General features: G+C 73.0%; 13 protein-coding genes. 2 read left to right on the forward strand and 11 right to left on the reverse strand.

The window, feature by feature from the left end:
• Positions 1–14: 14 nt before the first annotated feature.
• The 5 genes from aroA to HHL19_RS34960 all read right to left on the reverse strand — a co-directional run bounded on the left by aroA (position 15) and on the right by HHL19_RS34960 (position 8497).
• Positions 15–1259: a 3-phosphoshikimate 1-carboxyvinyltransferase gene (aroA, locus tag HHL19_RS34940; RefSeq protein ID WP_169094429.1), complete on the reverse strand. Its 1245-nt coding sequence runs from the start codon at positions 1257–1259 to the stop codon at positions 15–17.
• Positions 1260–1440: 181 nt separating this feature from the next.
• A complete protein-coding gene (locus HHL19_RS34945; RefSeq protein ID WP_169094430.1) occupies positions 1441–2886 on the reverse strand; it encodes an aldehyde dehydrogenase family protein in 1446 nt (481 codons plus the stop codon).
• 456 nt (positions 2887–3342) lie between these two features.
• Positions 3343–4317: an EamA family transporter gene (locus tag HHL19_RS34950; protein ID WP_169094431.1), complete on the reverse strand. Its 975-nt coding sequence runs from the start codon at positions 4315–4317 to the stop codon at positions 3343–3345.
• A 104-nt stretch (positions 4318–4421) separates the two neighbouring features.
• A complete protein-coding gene (locus HHL19_RS34955; protein WP_169094432.1) occupies positions 4422–5975 on the reverse strand; it encodes a PucR family transcriptional regulator in 1554 nt (517 codons plus the stop codon).
• A gap of 128 nt (positions 5976–6103) precedes the next feature.
• Positions 6104–8497, reverse strand: coding sequence for an ATP/GTP-binding protein (locus tag HHL19_RS34960; RefSeq protein WP_169094433.1), 2394 nt, complete (start codon positions 8495–8497; stop codon positions 6104–6106).
• A 247-nt stretch (positions 8498–8744) separates the two neighbouring features.
• On the opposite strand from HHL19_RS34960, the gene gabT reads away from it, so the two are divergent.
• Positions 8745–10079, forward strand: a complete 1335-nt coding sequence (gene gabT, locus HHL19_RS34965) for a 4-aminobutyrate--2-oxoglutarate transaminase (RefSeq protein ID WP_169094434.1) — start codon at positions 8745–8747, stop codon at positions 10077–10079.
• 323 nt (positions 10080–10402) lie between these two features.
• On the forward strand, positions 10403–10933 hold the full coding sequence (locus HHL19_RS34970) for a phosphatase PAP2 family protein (protein WP_346768570.1): 531 nt from the start codon (positions 10403–10405) through the stop codon (positions 10931–10933).
• Here the strand turns inward: HHL19_RS34970 and HHL19_RS34975 are convergent.
• The 6 genes from HHL19_RS34975 to HHL19_RS35000 all read right to left on the reverse strand — a co-directional run bounded on the left by HHL19_RS34975 (position 10902) and on the right by HHL19_RS35000 (position 17759).
• Positions 10902–12653, reverse strand: coding sequence for a glycosyl hydrolase family 18 protein (locus HHL19_RS34975; protein WP_169094475.1), 1752 nt, complete (start codon positions 12651–12653; stop codon positions 10902–10904). The two genes, HHL19_RS34970 and HHL19_RS34975, sit on opposite strands and share 32 nt — an antisense overlap.
• 156 nt (positions 12654–12809) lie before the next feature.
• Positions 12810–13292, reverse strand: coding sequence for a hypothetical protein (locus tag HHL19_RS34980; protein WP_169094436.1), 483 nt, complete (start codon positions 13290–13292; stop codon positions 12810–12812).
• 133 nt (positions 13293–13425) lie between these two features.
• Positions 13426–14844, reverse strand: coding sequence for an FAD-binding oxidoreductase (locus HHL19_RS34985; protein WP_169094437.1), 1419 nt, complete (start codon positions 14842–14844; stop codon positions 13426–13428).
• A gap of 37 nt (positions 14845–14881) precedes the next feature.
• Positions 14882–15676 carry an ABC transporter permease gene (locus tag HHL19_RS34990; RefSeq protein ID WP_169094438.1) on the reverse strand — a complete coding sequence of 265 codons (795 nt, stop codon included), beginning with the start codon at positions 15674–15676 and terminating at the stop codon, positions 14882–14884.
• On the reverse strand, positions 15676–16605 hold the full coding sequence (locus HHL19_RS34995; protein WP_169094439.1) for an ABC transporter permease: 930 nt from the start codon (positions 16603–16605) through the stop codon (positions 15676–15678). Before HHL19_RS34995 ends, HHL19_RS34990 begins: the two co-directional genes overlap by 1 nt.
• A complete protein-coding gene (locus HHL19_RS35000) occupies positions 16602–17759 on the reverse strand; it encodes an ABC transporter ATP-binding protein (protein ID WP_169094440.1) in 1158 nt (385 codons plus the stop codon). The genes HHL19_RS34995 and HHL19_RS35000 overlap by 4 nt, the downstream gene beginning before the upstream one ends.
• Between the last annotated feature and the right edge of the window lie 11 nt (positions 17760–17770).

Genomic DNA, 17770 nt, shown 5'->3' on the forward strand with positions numbered 1-17770 from the left:
ACGCTGTGGGCTCTTCACGCGGTCCGGGGGAACGCGCCGAACGCGCCGAAGACGCGGTGGAAGTCCGGGAAGGTCTTCTTCACGCAACCGGGGTCGTCGAAGGTGATGCCGGGGGTGCGCAGGGCGGTGACGGCGAAGGACATGACGATCCGGTGGTCGCCGTGGGTGGCGATCTCGACGGGGCCCGCCGGGGTGTCGGGGTGGATCTCGATCCAGTCGGGTCCGGTCTCCACGGTGACGCCGAGGCGGCGGAGGTTCTCGGCGCAGGCGTCGAGCCGGTCGCACTCCTTGACCCGGGTGTTGGCGACGTCCTCGATGCGGACCGGCCCGTCGGCGAAGGGGGCGATCGCGGCGAGGGTCGGCATGGTGTCGGAGATGTCCCGCATGTTGACGGTGAGTCCGCGCAGGGTGCCGGTGGAGCGGACGGTGGTGGCCTCCGCGGTCACCTCGACGTCGGCGCCCATGCGGCGCAGCACGTCGACGAAGGCGAGGTCGCCCTGGAGCGCGCCGGTGCCGAGGCCGGGGACGGTGACCTCGCCGCCCGGCCGGAGGGCGGCCGCGGCGAAGAAGTAGCTGGCGGTGGAGGCGTCGGGCTCGATCGGGTAGCGGGCCGCCTTGTAGCCGGTGGGGGCGACCCGGTAGGTACGTCCCTCCCGGGTGACCTCGGCGCCGAAGGCGCGCATCATCGCGAGGGTGATCTCGACGTACGGCTCCGAGACCAGGTCGGTGACGGTGATGACGAGGCCCTCGGCGGTCAGCGGGCCGAGCATCAGGAGGGCCGTCAGGTACTGGGAGGACTGGCCTGCGTCGAGGGTGAGCGCGCCGCCCTTCACGCCGGCGGCGTGCACGGCGAGCGGGTGGTGGCCGTCCTGCCCGCCGTGCCGCAGGTCCACCCCGAGCTCGCGCAGGGCGGTGGAGAGCGGGCCGAGCGGGCGGCGGCGCATCTGCGCGGAGGCGTCGAAGCGGAAGGTGCCGTGGCCGGCGGCGGCGAGGGTGGGCAGGAAGCGCGCGGTGGTGGCGCCGTCGCGGCAGTACACGTCGGCGTCCGCGGTCCCCGGTCCGGCCGGGCGGCCCTCGATGTGCCAGGCGCCGGGCTCCTTCCGTACGGCGTAGCCGAGGGAGCCGAGGCCTTCGGCGAAGCCCTCGGTGTCGTCGGAGAGCAGCGGGCGCAGGAGGGTGGTGGTGCCCTCCGCGGCGGCGGCGAGGAAGAGCGCGCGGGCGGTGACGGACTTGGAGCCGGGGATGTCGATGACGGTCACACCGGCCATCCTGCCGCGCGGAGCGGGGTGCCGTCAGCGCATTCCGTCTACTGGACGCGACGCGTCCGCGGGGAGGCGGCCCGGCCGGGATCGGCGGCGACGGCCGCCGGGGCACGCACGAGAGGCGGCCCGGGCCCCCGCACAGTGGGTCCGGACCGCCTGGTCTCGTGGCGCGCGTGTCCTACAGGGCGAGGCCGGTGAGGACCAGGACGCGCTCGTAGGTGTAGTCGTCCATGGCGTACGCCACGCCCTCGCGGCCGGTGCCGGAGCGCTTGGCGCCGCCGTACGGCATCTGGTCGGCGCGGTACGAGGGGACGTCGCCGACGATCACGCCGCCGACCTCCAGGGCGCGGTGGGCGCGGAAGGCGGTCTGCAGGTCGTGGGTGAAGACGCCGGCCTGGAGGCCGAAGTCCGAGTCGTTGACGGCGGCGAACGCCTCGGCCTCGCCGTCGACCTTGGCGACCGTGAGGACCGGGCCGAAGACCTCGGCGCGGGCCAGGGTGACGTCGGCCGGGAGCTCGGTGAGGACGGTCGGGGCGTAGCTCGCGCCCTCGCGCTTGCCGCCGGCGAGGAGCTTGGCGCCGGCCGCGACGGCCTCGTCGACCCAGGACTCGACGCGCTGGGCGGCGTTCTCGTCGACGAGCGGGCCGACGTCGGTGGCGTCGTCCGCCGGGTCGCCGGTGACCTGGGCCTCGACGGCCGCGACGATCTTCGGGAGCAGGCGGTCGTAGACGGAGGCGTCGGCGACCACGCGCTGCACGGAGATGCAGGACTGGCCGCCCTGGTAGTTGGAGAAGGTCGCGATGCGGGTCGCGGCCCAGTCCAGGTCGGCCTCGGAGGACCAGTCGGCGAGGACGACGGCGGCGGCGTTGCCGCCGAGCTCCAGGGTGCAGTGCTTGTGCGGCACGGAGGCCTGGATGGCGTAGCCGACCTTGTCCGAGCCGGTGAAGGAGATGACGGGGAGGCGCTCGTCCTGGACGAGGGCGGGCATCCGGTCGTTCGGCACGGTGAGGATCGACCAGGAGCCGGCCGGCAGGTCGGTCTCGGCCAGGATCTCGCCCAGGACGAGGGAGGAGATCGGGGTGGCCGGGGCCGGCTTGAGGATGATCGGGGCGCCGACGGCGATGGCCGGGGCGACCTTGTGGGCGCTGAGGTTCAGCGGGAAGTTGAAGGGCGCGATGCCGAGGACGACGCCCTTGGGCACGCGGCGGGTGAGGGCGAGGCGGCCCGCGCCGCCGGCCTCGGTGTCCAGGCGCTGGGCCTCGCCGGCGTTCCAGCGGCGGGCCTCCTCGGCGGCGAAACGGAAGACGGAGACGGCGCGGCCGACCTCGCCGCGGGCCCACTTGATGGGCTTGCCGTTCTCGGCGGAGATGATCTGGGCGATCTCCTCGGTGCGCTCGGCGAGCCGCTTCGACACGTGGTCGAGGGCGGCGGCGCGGACGTGCGCCGGGGTGGCGGCGAACTCGTCGACGACCGCGTGGGCGGCGGCGACGGCCTCCTCGACCTGGGCCTCGGTGGGCACGGCGACCTTGCCGACCAGACGTCCGTCGTACGAGTTCGTGACGTCGAAGGTGGTGTCGCCGGTGGCCTCGCGGCCGGCGACCCAGAAGGCGTGGGTGGTCGTCATTGTGCGTCCCGGCCCTTTCCGTTTCGGGGTGCGAGCGGTTGCTCTGGTCCCCACGTTAGGGCCGGGACGCGCGGGTGGCGTTTGTCCGTGGTGGAGTGGTGGCGGTGCCGGTCTGTCCTCTTCGGCCGAAGAGGTGGTGCGGGGCCGGGGCCGTCAGCGCTCCTCGCAGGCGGTGAAGGGCCGGTCGCACCCCTCGGCCCTGGCGATGATCAGCCGCCCCGCGTGGCCGAGGACGTCCTGGAGGCCGCCGGTGGAGGAGCCGACCGGGTCGGGGAAGGTGCGCAGGTCGCGCTAGGTCCTGGATCTGGCCGGTGGCGGCGACGCGGGTGGTGCGGCACGGCTCGCGGCCGTCGGTCCGCCTTCGTCGCCGTGGCCGTTCCGGATCCCGCCCCTGTCGCCATGCTCACGCCCACCGGATACGAGGGATCAGGCGGGGGCCGGGACGGCCTGGACTCGTCAGCCCCTCCGCTCGGTGGAGACGATCAGGCAGACGGCGGCCACGACGATCGCGCCGCCGAGGAGGATCGGCCAGGTCAGGGCCTCGCCCAGGATCAGCGTGCCGAGCAGCACGGCGACGACCGGATTGACGTACGCGTAGGTGGCGGCGAGCGAGACCGGGGCGGACTGGATCAGCCAGGCGTACGCGGTGAAGGCGATCAGCGAGCCGAAGACGACCAGGTAGCCGAGGGCCACCCAGGAACCGGTGGCGACGGCGCCCGGGTCGAAGCCGCGGTGCTCGCCCCGGAGCAGGCCCACGACGACGCCGCCGATGCCGCCGGCCAGCATCTCGTACACGCTGGCGGTGAAGGGGTTGGCGGGCATCGGGAGCCGTGCGGAGGAGACGGTGCCGGTCGACCAGAGCAGGGCGGCGAGGAGGACGAGCAGCACGCCGCCGATGCCGACCTCGCCGCTGAGCCCGGGGACGGTGAGGACGGCGAGGCCGACGATGCCGATCAGGACGCCGCCGTACGCGCCGATCCCGGGGCGCTCGCCCGCGGCGGTGCGCAGCAGGACGACGAAGACGGGGACGGCGGCGATGAGGAGGGCGGCGAGGCCGGAGGGGACGGTGGTCTCGGCGAGGTTGACGAGGCCGTTGCCGCCGAGGATGAGGAGGAGGCCGACGAGGGCGGCGGAGCCGAGCCGGCGCCGGTCCACCTTGAGGGCGGCGGGGCCGTGGCGCCAGGCGACGAGCGCGGCGAGGAGGAGCCCGGCGACGATGAAGCGGGAGCCGGAGGCGAGGAAGGGCGGGATGGTCTCGACGACGAAGCGTATGCCGAGGTAGGTGGAGCCCCAGACGACGTAGACGATGGCGAGGGCGGCCCAGACGGCACCGCCGATGCGGGTGGGCGCGACGGGGAGGGGCTTGTCGCCACCGGCCGGGGGCACGGTGGCGGCGGGATCGACGGCGGGATCGACGGCGGGGCTTGTCATGAGCAGGAGATTAGGGAATCGCCCCGCTTCCGGCCAGGAATTCTGCCCGCGACCGGGCAGGGGAAGGGGCAGGGGTGCATTCAGGTCGGGCGATACGGGGGGGGCTACCGCTCCCCCTCCCCCGTCGCCTTGAGGGCCAGCCACAGCTCCATCCGCACGTCCGGGTCGTCGAGCGAACGCCCGAGGATCTCCTCGACGCGCCGCATCCGGTAGCGCAGGGTGTGCCGGTGCACCCCGAGATCGGCGGCGGCGGCGTCCCACTGCCCGTGCCGGGAGAGCCAGGCGCGCAGGCTGGCCACCAGGTCGCCGCGGCCGGTGGCGTCGTGCTCGCGCAGCGCCCGCAGCATGCCGTCGGCGAAGGCGCGCACGGCGTCGTCGGCGAGGAGCGGAAGGACGGAGCCGGCCGCCAGGTCCTCGTGCTCGACGAGGGCGCGGCCGCGGCGGCGGGCCACCGAGAGGGCCTGCTCGGCCTGCCGGTACGCGGCGGCGGCGGTGCCGGTGCCGGCGGGGGCGGAGAGCCCGACGACGACGCCGGCGTCCTCGGCCTCGCGTTCGGCGTACCCGGCGCAGGCGGCGACGACCGCGCCGTCGTCGCCGGCGAGGACGATGAGCCGCTCCTCGCCCTCGGGCACGGTGAGCACCGCCTCGCCGGCCCGCGCGGCCGCGGCCTCCAGGGCCTCGGCGAGCACCGGGAGCGGCGGTTCGGGCGACTCGCCGGCGCTGGCGGGTTCGGCGACGAGGATCCGGAAGGGGGCGTCGAGGAGGCCGCCGTAGACGTCGCCGGCGACGGTACGGGCGTGCTCCGGCTGCCCGGCGAGCATCAGGCGCAGCACGGCGGCGCCGAGGCGGTGCTCGGCGGCCTGGAGGGAGCGGGAGCGTTCGGTGGTGAGGGTGAGGAGGGCGATCGCGGAGTGGACGGCGTACCGCTCGGCGGTGCCGAGGGGGGCGGCGGTGCCGACGGCGAGGGCGCCGCGGACCCGGCGGCCGGTCCCGAGCGACTGCAACTCGACCCGGTCGTCCGAACCGCCCACGACGGCGCTGGCGGGGGCGGGGCGTTCACGCAGCCGCTCGACGTCCGGGGTGAGGCGGGCGGCGCGGCGGGCCGCCCACTCGGGCGAGACGGCGACGACGGACCCGGCGGCGTCGTAGAGCGCGGCCCAGCCGTCGACGTGCGCGGCGAGCCGGGCGACGACCGCGTCCGGGCCCTCGGCGAGGGCGGCCCGGGTGAGCTCGCGCTGCGCCTCGAAGCCGGCGGTCACGGCCCGGTACTGGTCGGCGGCGATGGCGGCGGAGACGGCCTTGCTGATGGCGAGGAAGGGGGTGCGGCGGGGCACTTCGAGGAGCGGCAGGTGCTCGGCGCGGGCGGCGTCGAGGAGCGCGCCCGGGATCTCCTCGTAGTTCACCCCCACGGCGAACCCGAGCCCCACGACGCCCGCGCCGAGCAGCCGCCGCACGTACCGCCGCATCGCCTCCGGGTCCTCGGCGTCGAGCGTCAGGGCGGTGGTGAGCAGCAGCTCGCCGCCCTCCATGTACGGCACGGGATCGGCCAGCTCGCTGACGTGCGCCCACCGGACGGGCGTGTCGAGACGGTCCTCCCCCGCCCGGGCCAGGAGCCGGAGCGCGGAGTTGTGGACGAGCGAGGCGAGGGTGGGCGGCATCGGGAACCGGCGGACCTTACGAGCGGAGGCCGGGACACGGGACCCGCGCCCGGCGAGGGGAACGCCGCTGGGGAGCGCGGCCCACCCGATTGTGCCAGGCCCCCCGCGCCACCGCGCGGGGCCGTGCTTCAGGCGCGGAGGTCGACGAGGAGGGGTGGCGTGTGCTCGCCCCGCACATGGGTGAGGGAGAGGACCGCATGGCCGGGCGGCACGCCGTGGGCCAGGTCGGAGGCCGACCACCGCTCCCGCTCGACCTCGCGGACGGTCACCGCGTCGGTGGTGACGGCCCTGCCGGTGACGAGCTTGCGCACGGCGTGTGCCACCCGGGTGAGGGGTTCGTCGGAGCGGACGGTACGGCTGGTGAAGTCCCGGGTCTCCACCCACTCGGTGCCCCAGGTCTCCGCGAACCGCTTGCCGTCCCAGGTGGTGACCCCGGCGAGGGCGAACCGGCAGCCGACCGCCCCGAACAGCGGGGTCCGCAGGTGCTCGGGGACGTCCTCGACGGTACGGAGCCCGAGGACGACGCCCGCGTGGGCGGAGCGCAGCCGCTGGAGGCCCCGCACGGTCGCGGCGGTCAGGGTGTGCGCGGCGTCGTCGAGGACGAGGCAGGCGAAGCGGGCTCGGTCGGTCCGCTCCACGGCCCGGCCGAGGAACTGGGCGAGCACGAGCCGGGTGAGGAGCCGTGACGCCTCGGCGTGCCCGGATTCCGGCAGGTCGATCCGGACGCGGACCGGGTGGTCCAGGGCGCGCATGGTGAACGGGGTGGTCGCCCCGGAGGTGTCGAAGAAGTCGGCGAAGGCGGGGCGGTCGAGGAGCGCGATCCGGTCGGCGAGCCGTCCGGCCGGGTCGCCGGCGGCGCCCTGCTGCCGCGCCCGGGCGTCGAGTTCACGGACGAGGGAGGCCTGGCCCGCGGCTTCGAGGGAGGCGCGCAGGGTCGAGAGGCGGGTGGGGTCGCCGTCGAGGAGTTCGCGGAGCTCGGGGACCGAGGGGAAGCGGCCGTGGACGGCGTGGAAGGGGCCGAGGAGCTGGGCGAGCGCGGTGGTGGCCGGGCGGGTGTCGGCGGTGTCGCCTGCCAGGACGTCGGCGAGCAGCGTGGCCGCGCGGTCCGGGTCGGAGGTACCGCCGTACAGGTCGAGGTCGTGCGGCGAGGCGGGGTCGCCGACGCGGATGACGACGTCGTAGGCCTCGTCCGGGCCGAGGGGCGCGGTGTCGGGGCCGACGACGACGACGGCGGCCTGTCCGGCGAGCGCCTGGAGGGAGAGGGACTCGACGAGCGGGCGGACGAGGCGGGTCGTCTTGCCGCTGCCGGAGGGGCCGACGACGAGCATGCCGGTGCCGAGCACCCCCGGGTCGAGGGCGAGGCCCGTGGTGCGGCGCGCGTAGGGGTTGCGGGCGGTGTCCGCGACGGTGCCGAGGCGGACCTGGCGGAGGGCGAGGTCGTGCGTGGCGCTCCGGCCGATGAGGGAGCGGCCCCCGGAGGGGTGCAGGAAGGCCGCGGCACCCCGGGCGAGGACCTCGTGGACGAAGGCCGTCTGCTTCTCGTGGCTGTGGCCCGCGGCCTCCCAGGCGGCGCGGATCCGCGCGTAGTCGACGTCGTTCATGCCCCCGCCGGCCGCCTCCGCGGCGAGCCGCTCGGCCGCCTCGCCGAACCCGGCGGCCCTCAGCTCGGGCCAGGAGGCGGGGTCGGCGGCCCCGGTGACGGGGGCGGGCGGTGCGGCGGGCGCCCCGGGACGCGGGGGTGTGCGCCGCAGGGCGAGCCAGACGAAGGGGAGGGCGGTGGCGACGGTGAGCACGAGGGTGGCCGTGTCCTCCATCTCCAGGTTGGCGTAGATCGCGGCGGGGCTCGTCAGGTCGTAGGGCAGCATCGAGAGGACGAGGGGGCGGAGCGGCAGCCAGTCGCCGCGGACCAGGGCGATGGTGATCAGGCCCATGAGGACGGCGAGGGCGAGCTGTGCCCGGCGCCCGTACTCCCGGACGAGCCGGCTCCAGGCGTACGGCCAGCGGCCGAAGCGGCCGATGCCGCCGAAGACGCCGGCGAAGAGGACGAAGCGGTAGACGGCGAGCGCGATCGGGCCCCCGGTGCCGGGCACGGGCGCGCCGCCGAGCGGGCGCCACCAGTCGGCGGGGGTGAAGAGCCGGATCGGGACGCTCCAGTAGGGGATGTAGCCGTTGCGGAGCAGCGACCAGAGCAGGACGGCGACGAGGAAGGAGATCGTCGCGCCGGCGAGCACGGTCCGCAGCGGCGTCTCGTCCGGTGCCTGCTCGGGCCGTGGCACGTGTCCGTACCGCCAGATGCCGGGCGCGGCCTCGGGGCGTGGCGTGCGCAGCCAGTCGACGAGCGTGGACGCGGCTCGCGCGCTGGGCGCGGCGGTGGGCCGGGGCGGGGTGGGGCGCGGTGCGGCGGAGGGTGTGGAGCCCGGCATCGGAGGGGTGCCGGGGGGCGGGCCCGCCGGACGGGGGATGTCCGGGTGCGGGCGCCCGTCGTGCGTGCCCCGCGAGCCGTGCGTGCCCTCGAACTCCATCTTCCCCTGCCCCCTGGCCCTTCGACTCCGCGGCGCTGTCGTCCGGGCCCAATCTAGAGCCTCGGTCCCGGATCGTGCCCCGGATCAGGGCGATGGCGCGGAGTGGTCCCGGACAAGTGCGCGTATGGCCGATACGGACAAGGACACGCCGGGACCACTCCCATCCGTAGCATGCGCCGGGCGTGCGGCCGCGCCTAGCCTGCGGAGGAAACCCGCAAGAGCGTCCAGAACACCCCAGGAGCCCCGCATGAACGCTGTCCCGCAGGAGCGGCGCGTCGTCACCGCCATTCCCGGTCCGAAGTCGCAGGAGCTTCAGGCTCGTCGGCTGGAGACGGTCGCCGGGGGCGTGGGTTCCACGCTGCCCGTGTTCACCAAGCGCGCGGGCGGCGGGATCATCGAGGACGTCGACGGCAACCTGCTGATCGACTTCGGGTCCGGCATCGCCGTGACGTCCGTGGGCGCCTCCGCCGAGGCCGTCGTGCGCCGCGCCTCCGCGCAGCTGCAGGACTTCACCCACACCTGTTTCATGGTGACGCCGTACGAGGGCTACGTGGAGGTCTGCGAGGCGCTGGCCGAGCTGACCCCGGGAGACCACGCCAAGAAGTCCGCGCTGTTCAACTCGGGCGCCGAGGCGGTCGAGAACGCCGTCAAGATCGCGCGTTCGTACACCAAGCGCCAGGCCGTCGTCGTCTTCGACCACGGCTACCACGGCCGGACGAACCTCACCATGGGCATGACGGCGAAGAACATGCCGTACAAGCAGGGCTTCGGTCCGTTCGCGCCCGAGGTGTACCGCGTGCCGGTCGCCTACGGCTACCGCTGGCCCACGGGTGCCGAGAACGCCGGCCCCGAGGCCGCCGCCCAGGCGATCGACAACATCACCAAGCAGATCGGCGCCGACAACGTCGCCGCGATCGTCATCGAGCCGGTCCTCGGCGAGGGCGGCTTCATCGAGCCGGCCAAGGGCTTCCTCCCGGCGATCGTGAAGTTCGCCAACGACAACGGCATCGTCTTCGTCGCCGACGAGATCCAGGCCGGCTTCTGCCGCACCGGCCAGTGGTTCGCCTGCGAGGACGAGGGCATCGTCCCGGACCTCATCACCACCGCCAAGGGCATCGCGGGCGGTCTGCCGCTCGCCGCCGTCACCGGCCGCGCCGAGATCATGGACTCCGTCCACGGCGGCGGCCTCGGCGGCACCTACGGCGGCAACCCGGTGGCCTGCGCCGGTGCGCTCGGCGCCATCGAGACGATGAAGGAGCTGGACCTCAACGGGAAGGCCAAGCGCATCGAGGAGGTCATGAAGGCCCGCCTCTCCGCGATGCAGGAGAAGTTCCCCGTCATCGGCGACATCCGCGGCCGCGGCGCCATGATCGCCATCGAGCTCGTCAAGGACCCGGCGACGAAGGAGCCGCACGCCGAGGCCGCCGCCGCGCTCGCCAAGTACTGCCACAACGAGGGCGTGCTCGTCCTCACCTGCGGCACCTACGGCAACGTGCTGCGCTTCCTGCCGCCGCTGGTCATCGGCGAGGACCTGCTCAACGAGGGCCTGGACGTCATCGAGGCGGCGCTCGCCGCCCTCTGACGGACGGTTCGGCGCAAAGAGTGAAGACTCTGTGGGGGGCCGATGGCGGGACGCGTTTCCCGCTGTCGGTCCCCCTTCGCGTGCCGTACGGTCGTCTCCAGATGAGAGAAACACCCGGGGCGGAGCATCCCCAGCCCCGCCCGGACCGTGCCGAAGCGCACACCACCGGAGCCTCGTGCTCCGGGATTCCTCACCGATCGGATGGCCGCCCGCCCCACACCCCCCGGGGCGCGCGGCAGCCCGGTCCTCCCGGCCGCCCCGGAACCACCCCCCCTGTTCCAGGGCGGCCGGCTCTCTTCTCGGCGCTCGTCGCCCTCGCCGTCGTGACCTGGCAGGTGCTCGTCCACGGCCCCTTGACCAGGCTCGACGAGCGGGTGTCCCGTTCCCTCGTGGACACCGTCCCCCGCCGACTGAGCGAACTCGCCTCCGACCTCGGCAATCTGACGGTCGCCCTCCCCGTACTCGCCGCCGCGATGGCGTACGCCGCGGGTCGCGGCCGCCGACGGGAGGCGCTCTTCGCCGGGCTCGCCATGGCCGCCGTACCGCTCCTCGTCGTACCGCTGAAGGAGTGGACGGCGCGGCCCGGGCCCCTCGAACCCTGGGCCCACGGCTACTACCCCTCCGGGCATACGGCGACGGCCATGGTGGCGTATTTCGGTGCCGCCTGGCTGGTCTCGCGACGGCTCGTCCCCGTCGCCGCCGTGCTGACGGCGGTGACGGGGACGGGGCTGGTGCTGCGGGGCTTCCACTGGCCGCTGGACGTGGTGGCCAGTGGCTGCCTCGGGTTCCTGATCCTGGGGGTCGGTTCCAATTGGCTGCGTTCTACCCGAAGTACGTGTCGAAGTTCCGGCTGAACTCCCACTGGTTGAAGCGGTCCCAGTTGATCGACCAGGTCATCAGGCCGCGCAGCGACGACCAGGTGCCGTGGGTCTGGTAGGTGCCGCAGTTCTGCTTCTTGGTGAGGCAGTCGAGGGCCTTGTTCACCTCGGTGGGGCTGGTGTGGCCGTTGCCCGCCTGGGTGGAGGCCGGGAGGCCGATGGCGACCTGCTCGGGGCGCAGGCCCGGGAAGAAGCGCTCGCTGTTGCCGGCGACCGGGAAGCCGGTGAGCAGCATGTCGGTCATGGCGATGTGGAAGTCGGCGCCGCCCATGGAGTGGTACTGGTTGTCGAGGCCCATGATGGAGCCCGAGTTGTAGTCCTGGACGTGCAGCAGGGTGAGGTCGTCGCGCAGGGCGTGGATGACCGGGAGGTACGCGCCGGCGCGCGGGTCCTGGCCGCCCCAGGGGCCTGAGCCGTAGTACTGGTAGCCGAGCTGGACGAAGAAGGTCTCGGGGGCCATCGTCAGGACGAACTTCGCGCCGTACCTGGCCTTGAGGGTCTTGACCGCCTGGATGAGGTTGACGATCACCGGCGAGGTCGGGTTGCGGAAGTCGGTGTCGCCGTTCCGGAGCGAGAGCGAGTGGCCCTCGAAGTCGATGTCGAGGCCGTCGAGGCCGTACTCGTCGATGATCTTCGAGACGGAGGAGACGAAGGTGTCGCGGGCGGCGGTGGTGGCGAGCTGGACCTGGCCGTTCTGGCCGCCGATGGAGATGAGGACCTTCTTGCCGGCGGCCTGCTTGGCCTTGATCGCCGCCTTGAAGTCGGCCTCGGACTCGACGGTCGGGCACTCGGCGACCGGGCAGAGCGTGAAGCGGATGTCGCCGGAGGTCACCGAGGTCGGTTCGCCGAAGGCGAGGTTGACGACGTCCCAGGAGTCGGGCACGTCGGCCATGCGGGTGTAGCCGGAGCCGTTGGCGAAGCTGGCGTGGAGGTAGCCGACGAGGGCGCGGGCGGGCAGTTCGCCGCCTCCGCCGCCTCCTCCGGAGGTCGTGGTGGCGGTGACGGCCGTGGACCGGGCGGACTCGCCGGCGCTGTTCACGGCCGAGACCTGGAAGCTGTAGGCGGTGTTCGGGGTGAGGCCGGTGGCGGTGTACGAGGTGCCGGTGGCCGTGCCGACGGCGGTGCCGCCGCGGTAGATCCGGTACGAGGTGGCTCCCGCGACCGCCGGCCAGTTGAGCGGCACCGAGGTGGAGGTCGGGCTGCCGGCGGCGAGGCCCGTGGGGGTGGCGGGTATCTCCACCGGGGCGCCGCCGGGGCCGTAGAGGGAGAGGTCGTCGGCCTGGTAGGCGGGGGTGCCGTACCAGCCGTGGGTGTAGATCGTGACCGAGGTGGTGGTGGCGCCGGCGGTGAAGGAGGTGCTGAGCTTCTGCCAGTCGGGGGCCGACTGGGTCCAGGTGTACCCGTCGGTGGTGCCGGTGCCGGTGACGCCCAGGTAGACGTAGCTGCCGCGGACCCAGCCGCTCAGCGTGTACGTCGAGTCGGGCCGCACGGTGATGGTCTGGGAGCACGTGGCGTTGTCGCTGCCGGCGGGGGTGGCCTGGAGGGCCTTCGTCCCGCCGTGCACGGGCGTGGTGACGACGGCGCCGCTGCCGGCCGTACAGCTCCAGCCGTCCAGGCCGGCCTCGAAGCCGCCGTTGCGGGCGAGTTCGGAGTCGGCGGCCTGGGCGGCCGGTGAGAGCGCGGCGAGCCCGCCCATGGCGAGCGCGCCCGCCAGGAGCAGGGTGAGGGGTCTGGTGCGGTCCACGACTGCCTCCGGGGGTGGGGGATCGGAGTGGAGCGCGCCACAGCATGGTCCAGACCAATCGAGTGGTCAAGACCTCTGTACGGGGCGGGACATGCACGGGGGCGGCGGTCAGGGGGCACTCCCCCGCTGGGCCTGCTCCCCGGCCAGCGCGCCCGCCGCCTCGTGCATGGCCAGTTCAAGCAGCGAGGCGTCGGTGAGGGTGCCGAGTCCATCGGGCGCGACCAGCCAGCGCGCCGCGCCGGTGAGGCGCCCCGGGTACGGGACGACGATCCAGGTGCCGGGTCCGGCGCCGCGCACGCCGGTGCCGAGCCAGCGGGCGGCGGTGCCGGGCGGGACGAAGAAGCCGATCCGGGCGTCGCCGAAGTCGGCGAGGACGGGTCCCGGCCGACCGACCAGCCGGGTCAGGACGTCGAGGGTGGCGCGGCCGAGCCCGCCCGGCAGGATCAGTACGTCCCAGCGCCGGCCGGCGGGCAGCAGGGCGACCCCGTGCGGGTTGCGCTCCCACTCCCAGCGGCAGGCGTCGGGATCCGGTGCGACCGCGGCCAGCCACTCCACCGCGGCCTTGACGCCGGAGGCCCCCGTAGATGTCATCGTGCGAACTCCTCTCCGTGGGGACGCGCGGAGGTGCGCGTCCACACGGAGAGAGCGCGAGGGGCCCCCGCTCTTACGCGGGTTTCCCCTCCATGAGTTGTGACCTACATCACAGCACAGGGGGCAGGAGGGGTCAGCTGTCGAAGCCGAGGCCCAGCTTGTCCATCGTCTTCAGCCAGAGGTTCCGCCGGCCGCCGTTGGCGTCCGCGCGGGCCAGCGACCATTTGGTGATCCCGATGCCGGCCCAGGCGATCGGCTCCGGCGGGAAGGGCAGCGGCTTGGAGCGGACCATGTCGAGCGAGGTGCGCTCGGTGCGCTGCCCGGAGAGCAGGTCCAGCATCACCTCGGCGCCGAAGCGGGTGGCGCCGACGCCGAGGCCGGTGTAGCCCGCCGCGTACGCCACCTTCCCCTGGTGGGCCGTGCCGAAGAAGGCCGAGAAGCGCGAGCAGGTGTCGATCGCGCCGCCCCAGGCGTGGCTGAAGCGGAGCCCCTCCAGCTGCGGGAAGCAGGTGAAGAAGTGCTCGGCCAGCTTGAGGTACGTCTCCGGGCGGTGGTCCATCTCCGCCTGCACCTTGCCGCCGAAGCGGTAGACGGCGTCGTAACCGCCCCACAGGATCCGGTTGTCGGCGGTGATCCGGAAGTAGTGGAACTGGTTGGCGGAGTCGCCGAGGCCCTGCCGGCCCTTCCAGCCGACCGCGGCCAGCTGCTCCTCGCTCAGCGGCTCGGTGACCAGCGCGTAGTCGTACACCGGGACGGTGTAGTGGCGCAGCCGCTTGACCAGCGACGGGAAGACGTTGGTGCCGAGGGCGACGCGGCGGGCGGCGACCCGGCCGTAGGGGGTGCGGACGGCCATGCCGGCGCCGGCCGAGACCAGGTCGAGGCCCGGGGTGTTCTCGAAGATCCGCACGCCGAGGTCGAGGCAGGCCCGCTTGAGGCCCCAGGCGAGCTTCGCCGGGTGGAGCATGGCGACGCCCTCGCGGTCCCAGAGGCCGCCGAGGAAGGTCGGCGAGTCCACCTCGGCGCGCATGGCGTCCCGGTCGAGGAGGGTGAGGCCCTCGGCGAGGCCGAGCCGGTCGGCCTCCTCGTACCACTCGTGGAGCTCGTCCACCTGGTAGGCCTCGGTGGCGACGTCGATCTCGCCGGTGCGCTCGAACTCGCAGTCCAGGGAGTAGCGGGCGACGGCGTCCTCGATGGCGTCGAGGTTGGCCGCGCCGAGCCGCTCCAGCTTCGGCAGCTCGCCCGGCCAGCGGGAGAGGCCGTTGCCGAAACCGTGGGTGAGGGAGGCGGCGCAGAAGCCGCCGTTGCGGCCCGAGGCGGCCCAGCCCACCTCGTGGCCTTCGATCAGCACGACGTCCTGGGAGGGGTCGCGCTCCTTGGCGAGGAGCGCGGTCCACAGTCCGCTGTATCCGCCGCCGATCACGAGGAGGTCGCACTTCTCGGTGCCGGTGAGGGCGGGCAGGGCGCCGGGCTTGCCGGGGTCTTCCAGCCAGAAGGGGACGGGCTGGGCGTCGGAGAGAGATTGTGCAGCGAGACGCATGGCGACTGGGGCCATGGTTTCCAACTCCTTCGGTGCCTGAGACGGCCTTCGCTCAGGCTGTTGCTGTTTTCTTGCGCCGGTTCGTGATGATTTGCCCGGCCACGACGATCACTACCGCGAGGATGAACATCGCGGTGCCGATCACGTTGATCTGAACGGGGGTTCCTCGCTGCGCCGAGCCCCAGACGAACATGGGGAAGGTCACGGTGGAGCCCGCGTTGAAGTTGGTGATGATGAAGTCGTCGAACGAGAGCGCGAAGGCGAGCAGCGCGCCGGCGGCGATGCCGGGCGCGGCGATCGGCAGGGTGACGCGCAGGAAGGTCTGCGCGGGCCCCGCGTAGAGGTCGCGCGCGGCCTCCTCCAGGCGCGGGTCCATGGACATGACCCGGGCCTTGACCGCCGTCACGACGAACGACAGGCAGAACATGATGTGGGCGATGAGGACCGTCCAGAAGCCCAGCTCGATCCCCATGTTGAGGAAGAGGGTGAGCAGCGAGGCGGCCATGACGACCTCGGGCATCGCCATCGGCAGGAAGATCAGCGAGTTGATCGCGCCGCGCGCCCGGAAGCGGTAGCGGACGAGCGCGAAGGCGATCATGGTGCCGAGGACGACGGCGCCGACGGTGGCCCAGGCGGCGAGCTGGAGCGAGAGCGTCAGCGACTCGCACATGTCGGCGACGCCGCAGGGGTCCTTCCAGGCGTCGAGGGAGAACTGCTGCCAGGAGTAGTTGAAGCGCCCGTTCGGCTTGTTGAACGAGAACGCCATGACCACGACGTTCGGCAGGATCAGGTACGCGAGCGTCAGCAGGCCCGCGATGACGACGACGTTCTTGCGCAGCCAGGTCATCAGACGAGGTCCTCCGTTCCCGCCTTGCGGATGTAGACGGTGACCATGAGGAGCACGATCGCCATGAGGATGAAGGACAGGGCGGCGGCCGTCGGGTAGTCGAGGACGCGGAGGAACTGCGACTGGATGACGTTGCCGATCATCTTGGTGTCGGTGGAGCCGAGGAGCTCGGCGTTGACGTAGTCGCCGCTCGCCGGGATGAAGGTGAGCAGGGTGCCGGAGACGACGCCGGGCATCGACAGCGGGAAGGTCACCTTGCGGAAGGTGGTCGCCGGGGAGGCGTAGAGGTCCTGCGCGGCCTCGTGCAGCCGGCCGTCGATCCGCTCCAGGGAGGTGTAGAGCGGCAGGATCATGAACGGCAGGAAGTTGTACGTGAGGCCGCAGACCACCGCCATCGGCGTGGCGAGGACCCGCTCGCCCTCGGTGAAGCCCAGCCAGCTGGTGACGTCGAGGACGTGCAGCGTGTTGAGCACGTCCACGACGAGGCTGTCGTCGGCGAGGATCGTCTTCCACGCCAGCGTCCGGATGAGGAAGCTGGTGAAGAAGGGCGCGATCACCAGGACGAGCAGCAGGTTGCGCCAGCGGCCGGCCTTGAAGGCGATGAGGTACGCGAGCGGGTAGCCGAGCAGCAGGCAGAGCGCGGTCGCGGTGCCGGCGTACAGCAGGGAGCGCAGCAGCTGCGGCCAGTACTCGGCGAAGGCGTCGACGTACGTCCGGAAGTGCCAGGTGACCTGGAAGCCCTCTTCGAGGGAGCCGGTCTGCACCGAGGTGGAGGCCTGGTAGACGAGCGGCAGGGCGAAGAAGACGAGCAGCCAGAGGATGCCGGGGAGCAGCAGCCAGTAGGGGACGAGCCGCTTGCGGGTCGGAGGCTTGCGCAGAACCGGTTCCTCGACCGGGCCCGGGGCCTCTTTGGCGAGGGTGGTGGTCACGAGGCGTCCTCCACCGTCTCCACACCGGCGTCGATGTCCTGGGCGGCGTCGAGGCCGAAGGTGTGGGCCGGGTTCCAGTGCAGGACGACCTCGGCGCCGGGGAGGAGTCCCGCGCGCCTGTCGATGTTCTGCTCGTAGACCTGGAGTTCGGCGCCGGCCGGCGAGTTCACCACGTACTGGGTGGAGACGCCGATGAAGGAGGAGTCGACGATCCGGCCGCTGACCCGGTTGCGGCCGGAGGGGATCGAGCCCGCGTCGTCGGCGTGCGCGAGCGAGATCTTCTCCGGGCGGACGCCGACGAGGAGCCTGCCGCCCTGGCGGACGGCGTCGGTGCAGCGGTCGCCGGGGACGCGGAGCTTGCCGCCGCCCGCGGTGACGACGACGTCCGCGGTGCCGGAGCCCGTCTCGACGACCTCGGCCTCGATGAGGTTGGAGGTGCCGAGGAAGTTGGCGACGAAGGTGGTGCGCGGGTTCTCGTACAGGTCGGCGGGGGCGCCGAGCTGCTCGACCCGGCCGCCGTTCATGACCGCGACCTGGTCGGCCATGGTCATGGCCTCCTCCTGGTCGTGGGTGACGTGCACGAAGGTGATGCCGACCTCGGTCTGGATCCGCTTGAGCTCCAGCTGCATCTGGCGGCGCAGCTTGAGGTCGAGGGCGCCGAGCGGCTCGTCGAGGAGGAGCACCTGCGGGTGGTTGATGAGGGCGCGGGCGACGGCGACGCGCTGCTGCTGGCCGCCGGAGAGCTGGTGCGGCTTGTGCTTGGCCTTGTCACCGAGCTGGACGAGCTCCAGCATCTCGTCGACCTGCTTCTTCACGGACTTGATGCCGCGCCGGCGCAGGCCGAAGGCGATGTTCTCGGAGACGTCCATGTGCGGGAAGAGCGCGTAGGACTGGAAGACGGTGTTGACCGGGCGCTTGTAGGGCGGGAGTTCGGTGACGTCGCGGTCGCCGAGGAAGACCGTGCCGGTGGAGGGGTCCTCCAGGCCGGCGATCATGCGCAGGGTGGTGGTCTTGCCGCAGCCGGAGGCGCCGAGGAGGGCGAAGAAGGAGCCCTGCGGGACGGTGAGGTCGAGCGGGTGGACGGCGGTGAAGGAGCCGTAGGTCTTGCTGATCCCGGTGAGTCGGACGTCGCCGCCGGTGGTGTTCTCAGTCATGGGTTGCGGTC

Source organism: Streptomyces sp. R302 (assembly GCF_012927245.1).
Lineage (GTDB): Bacteria > Actinomycetota > Actinomycetes > Streptomycetales > Streptomycetaceae > Streptomyces.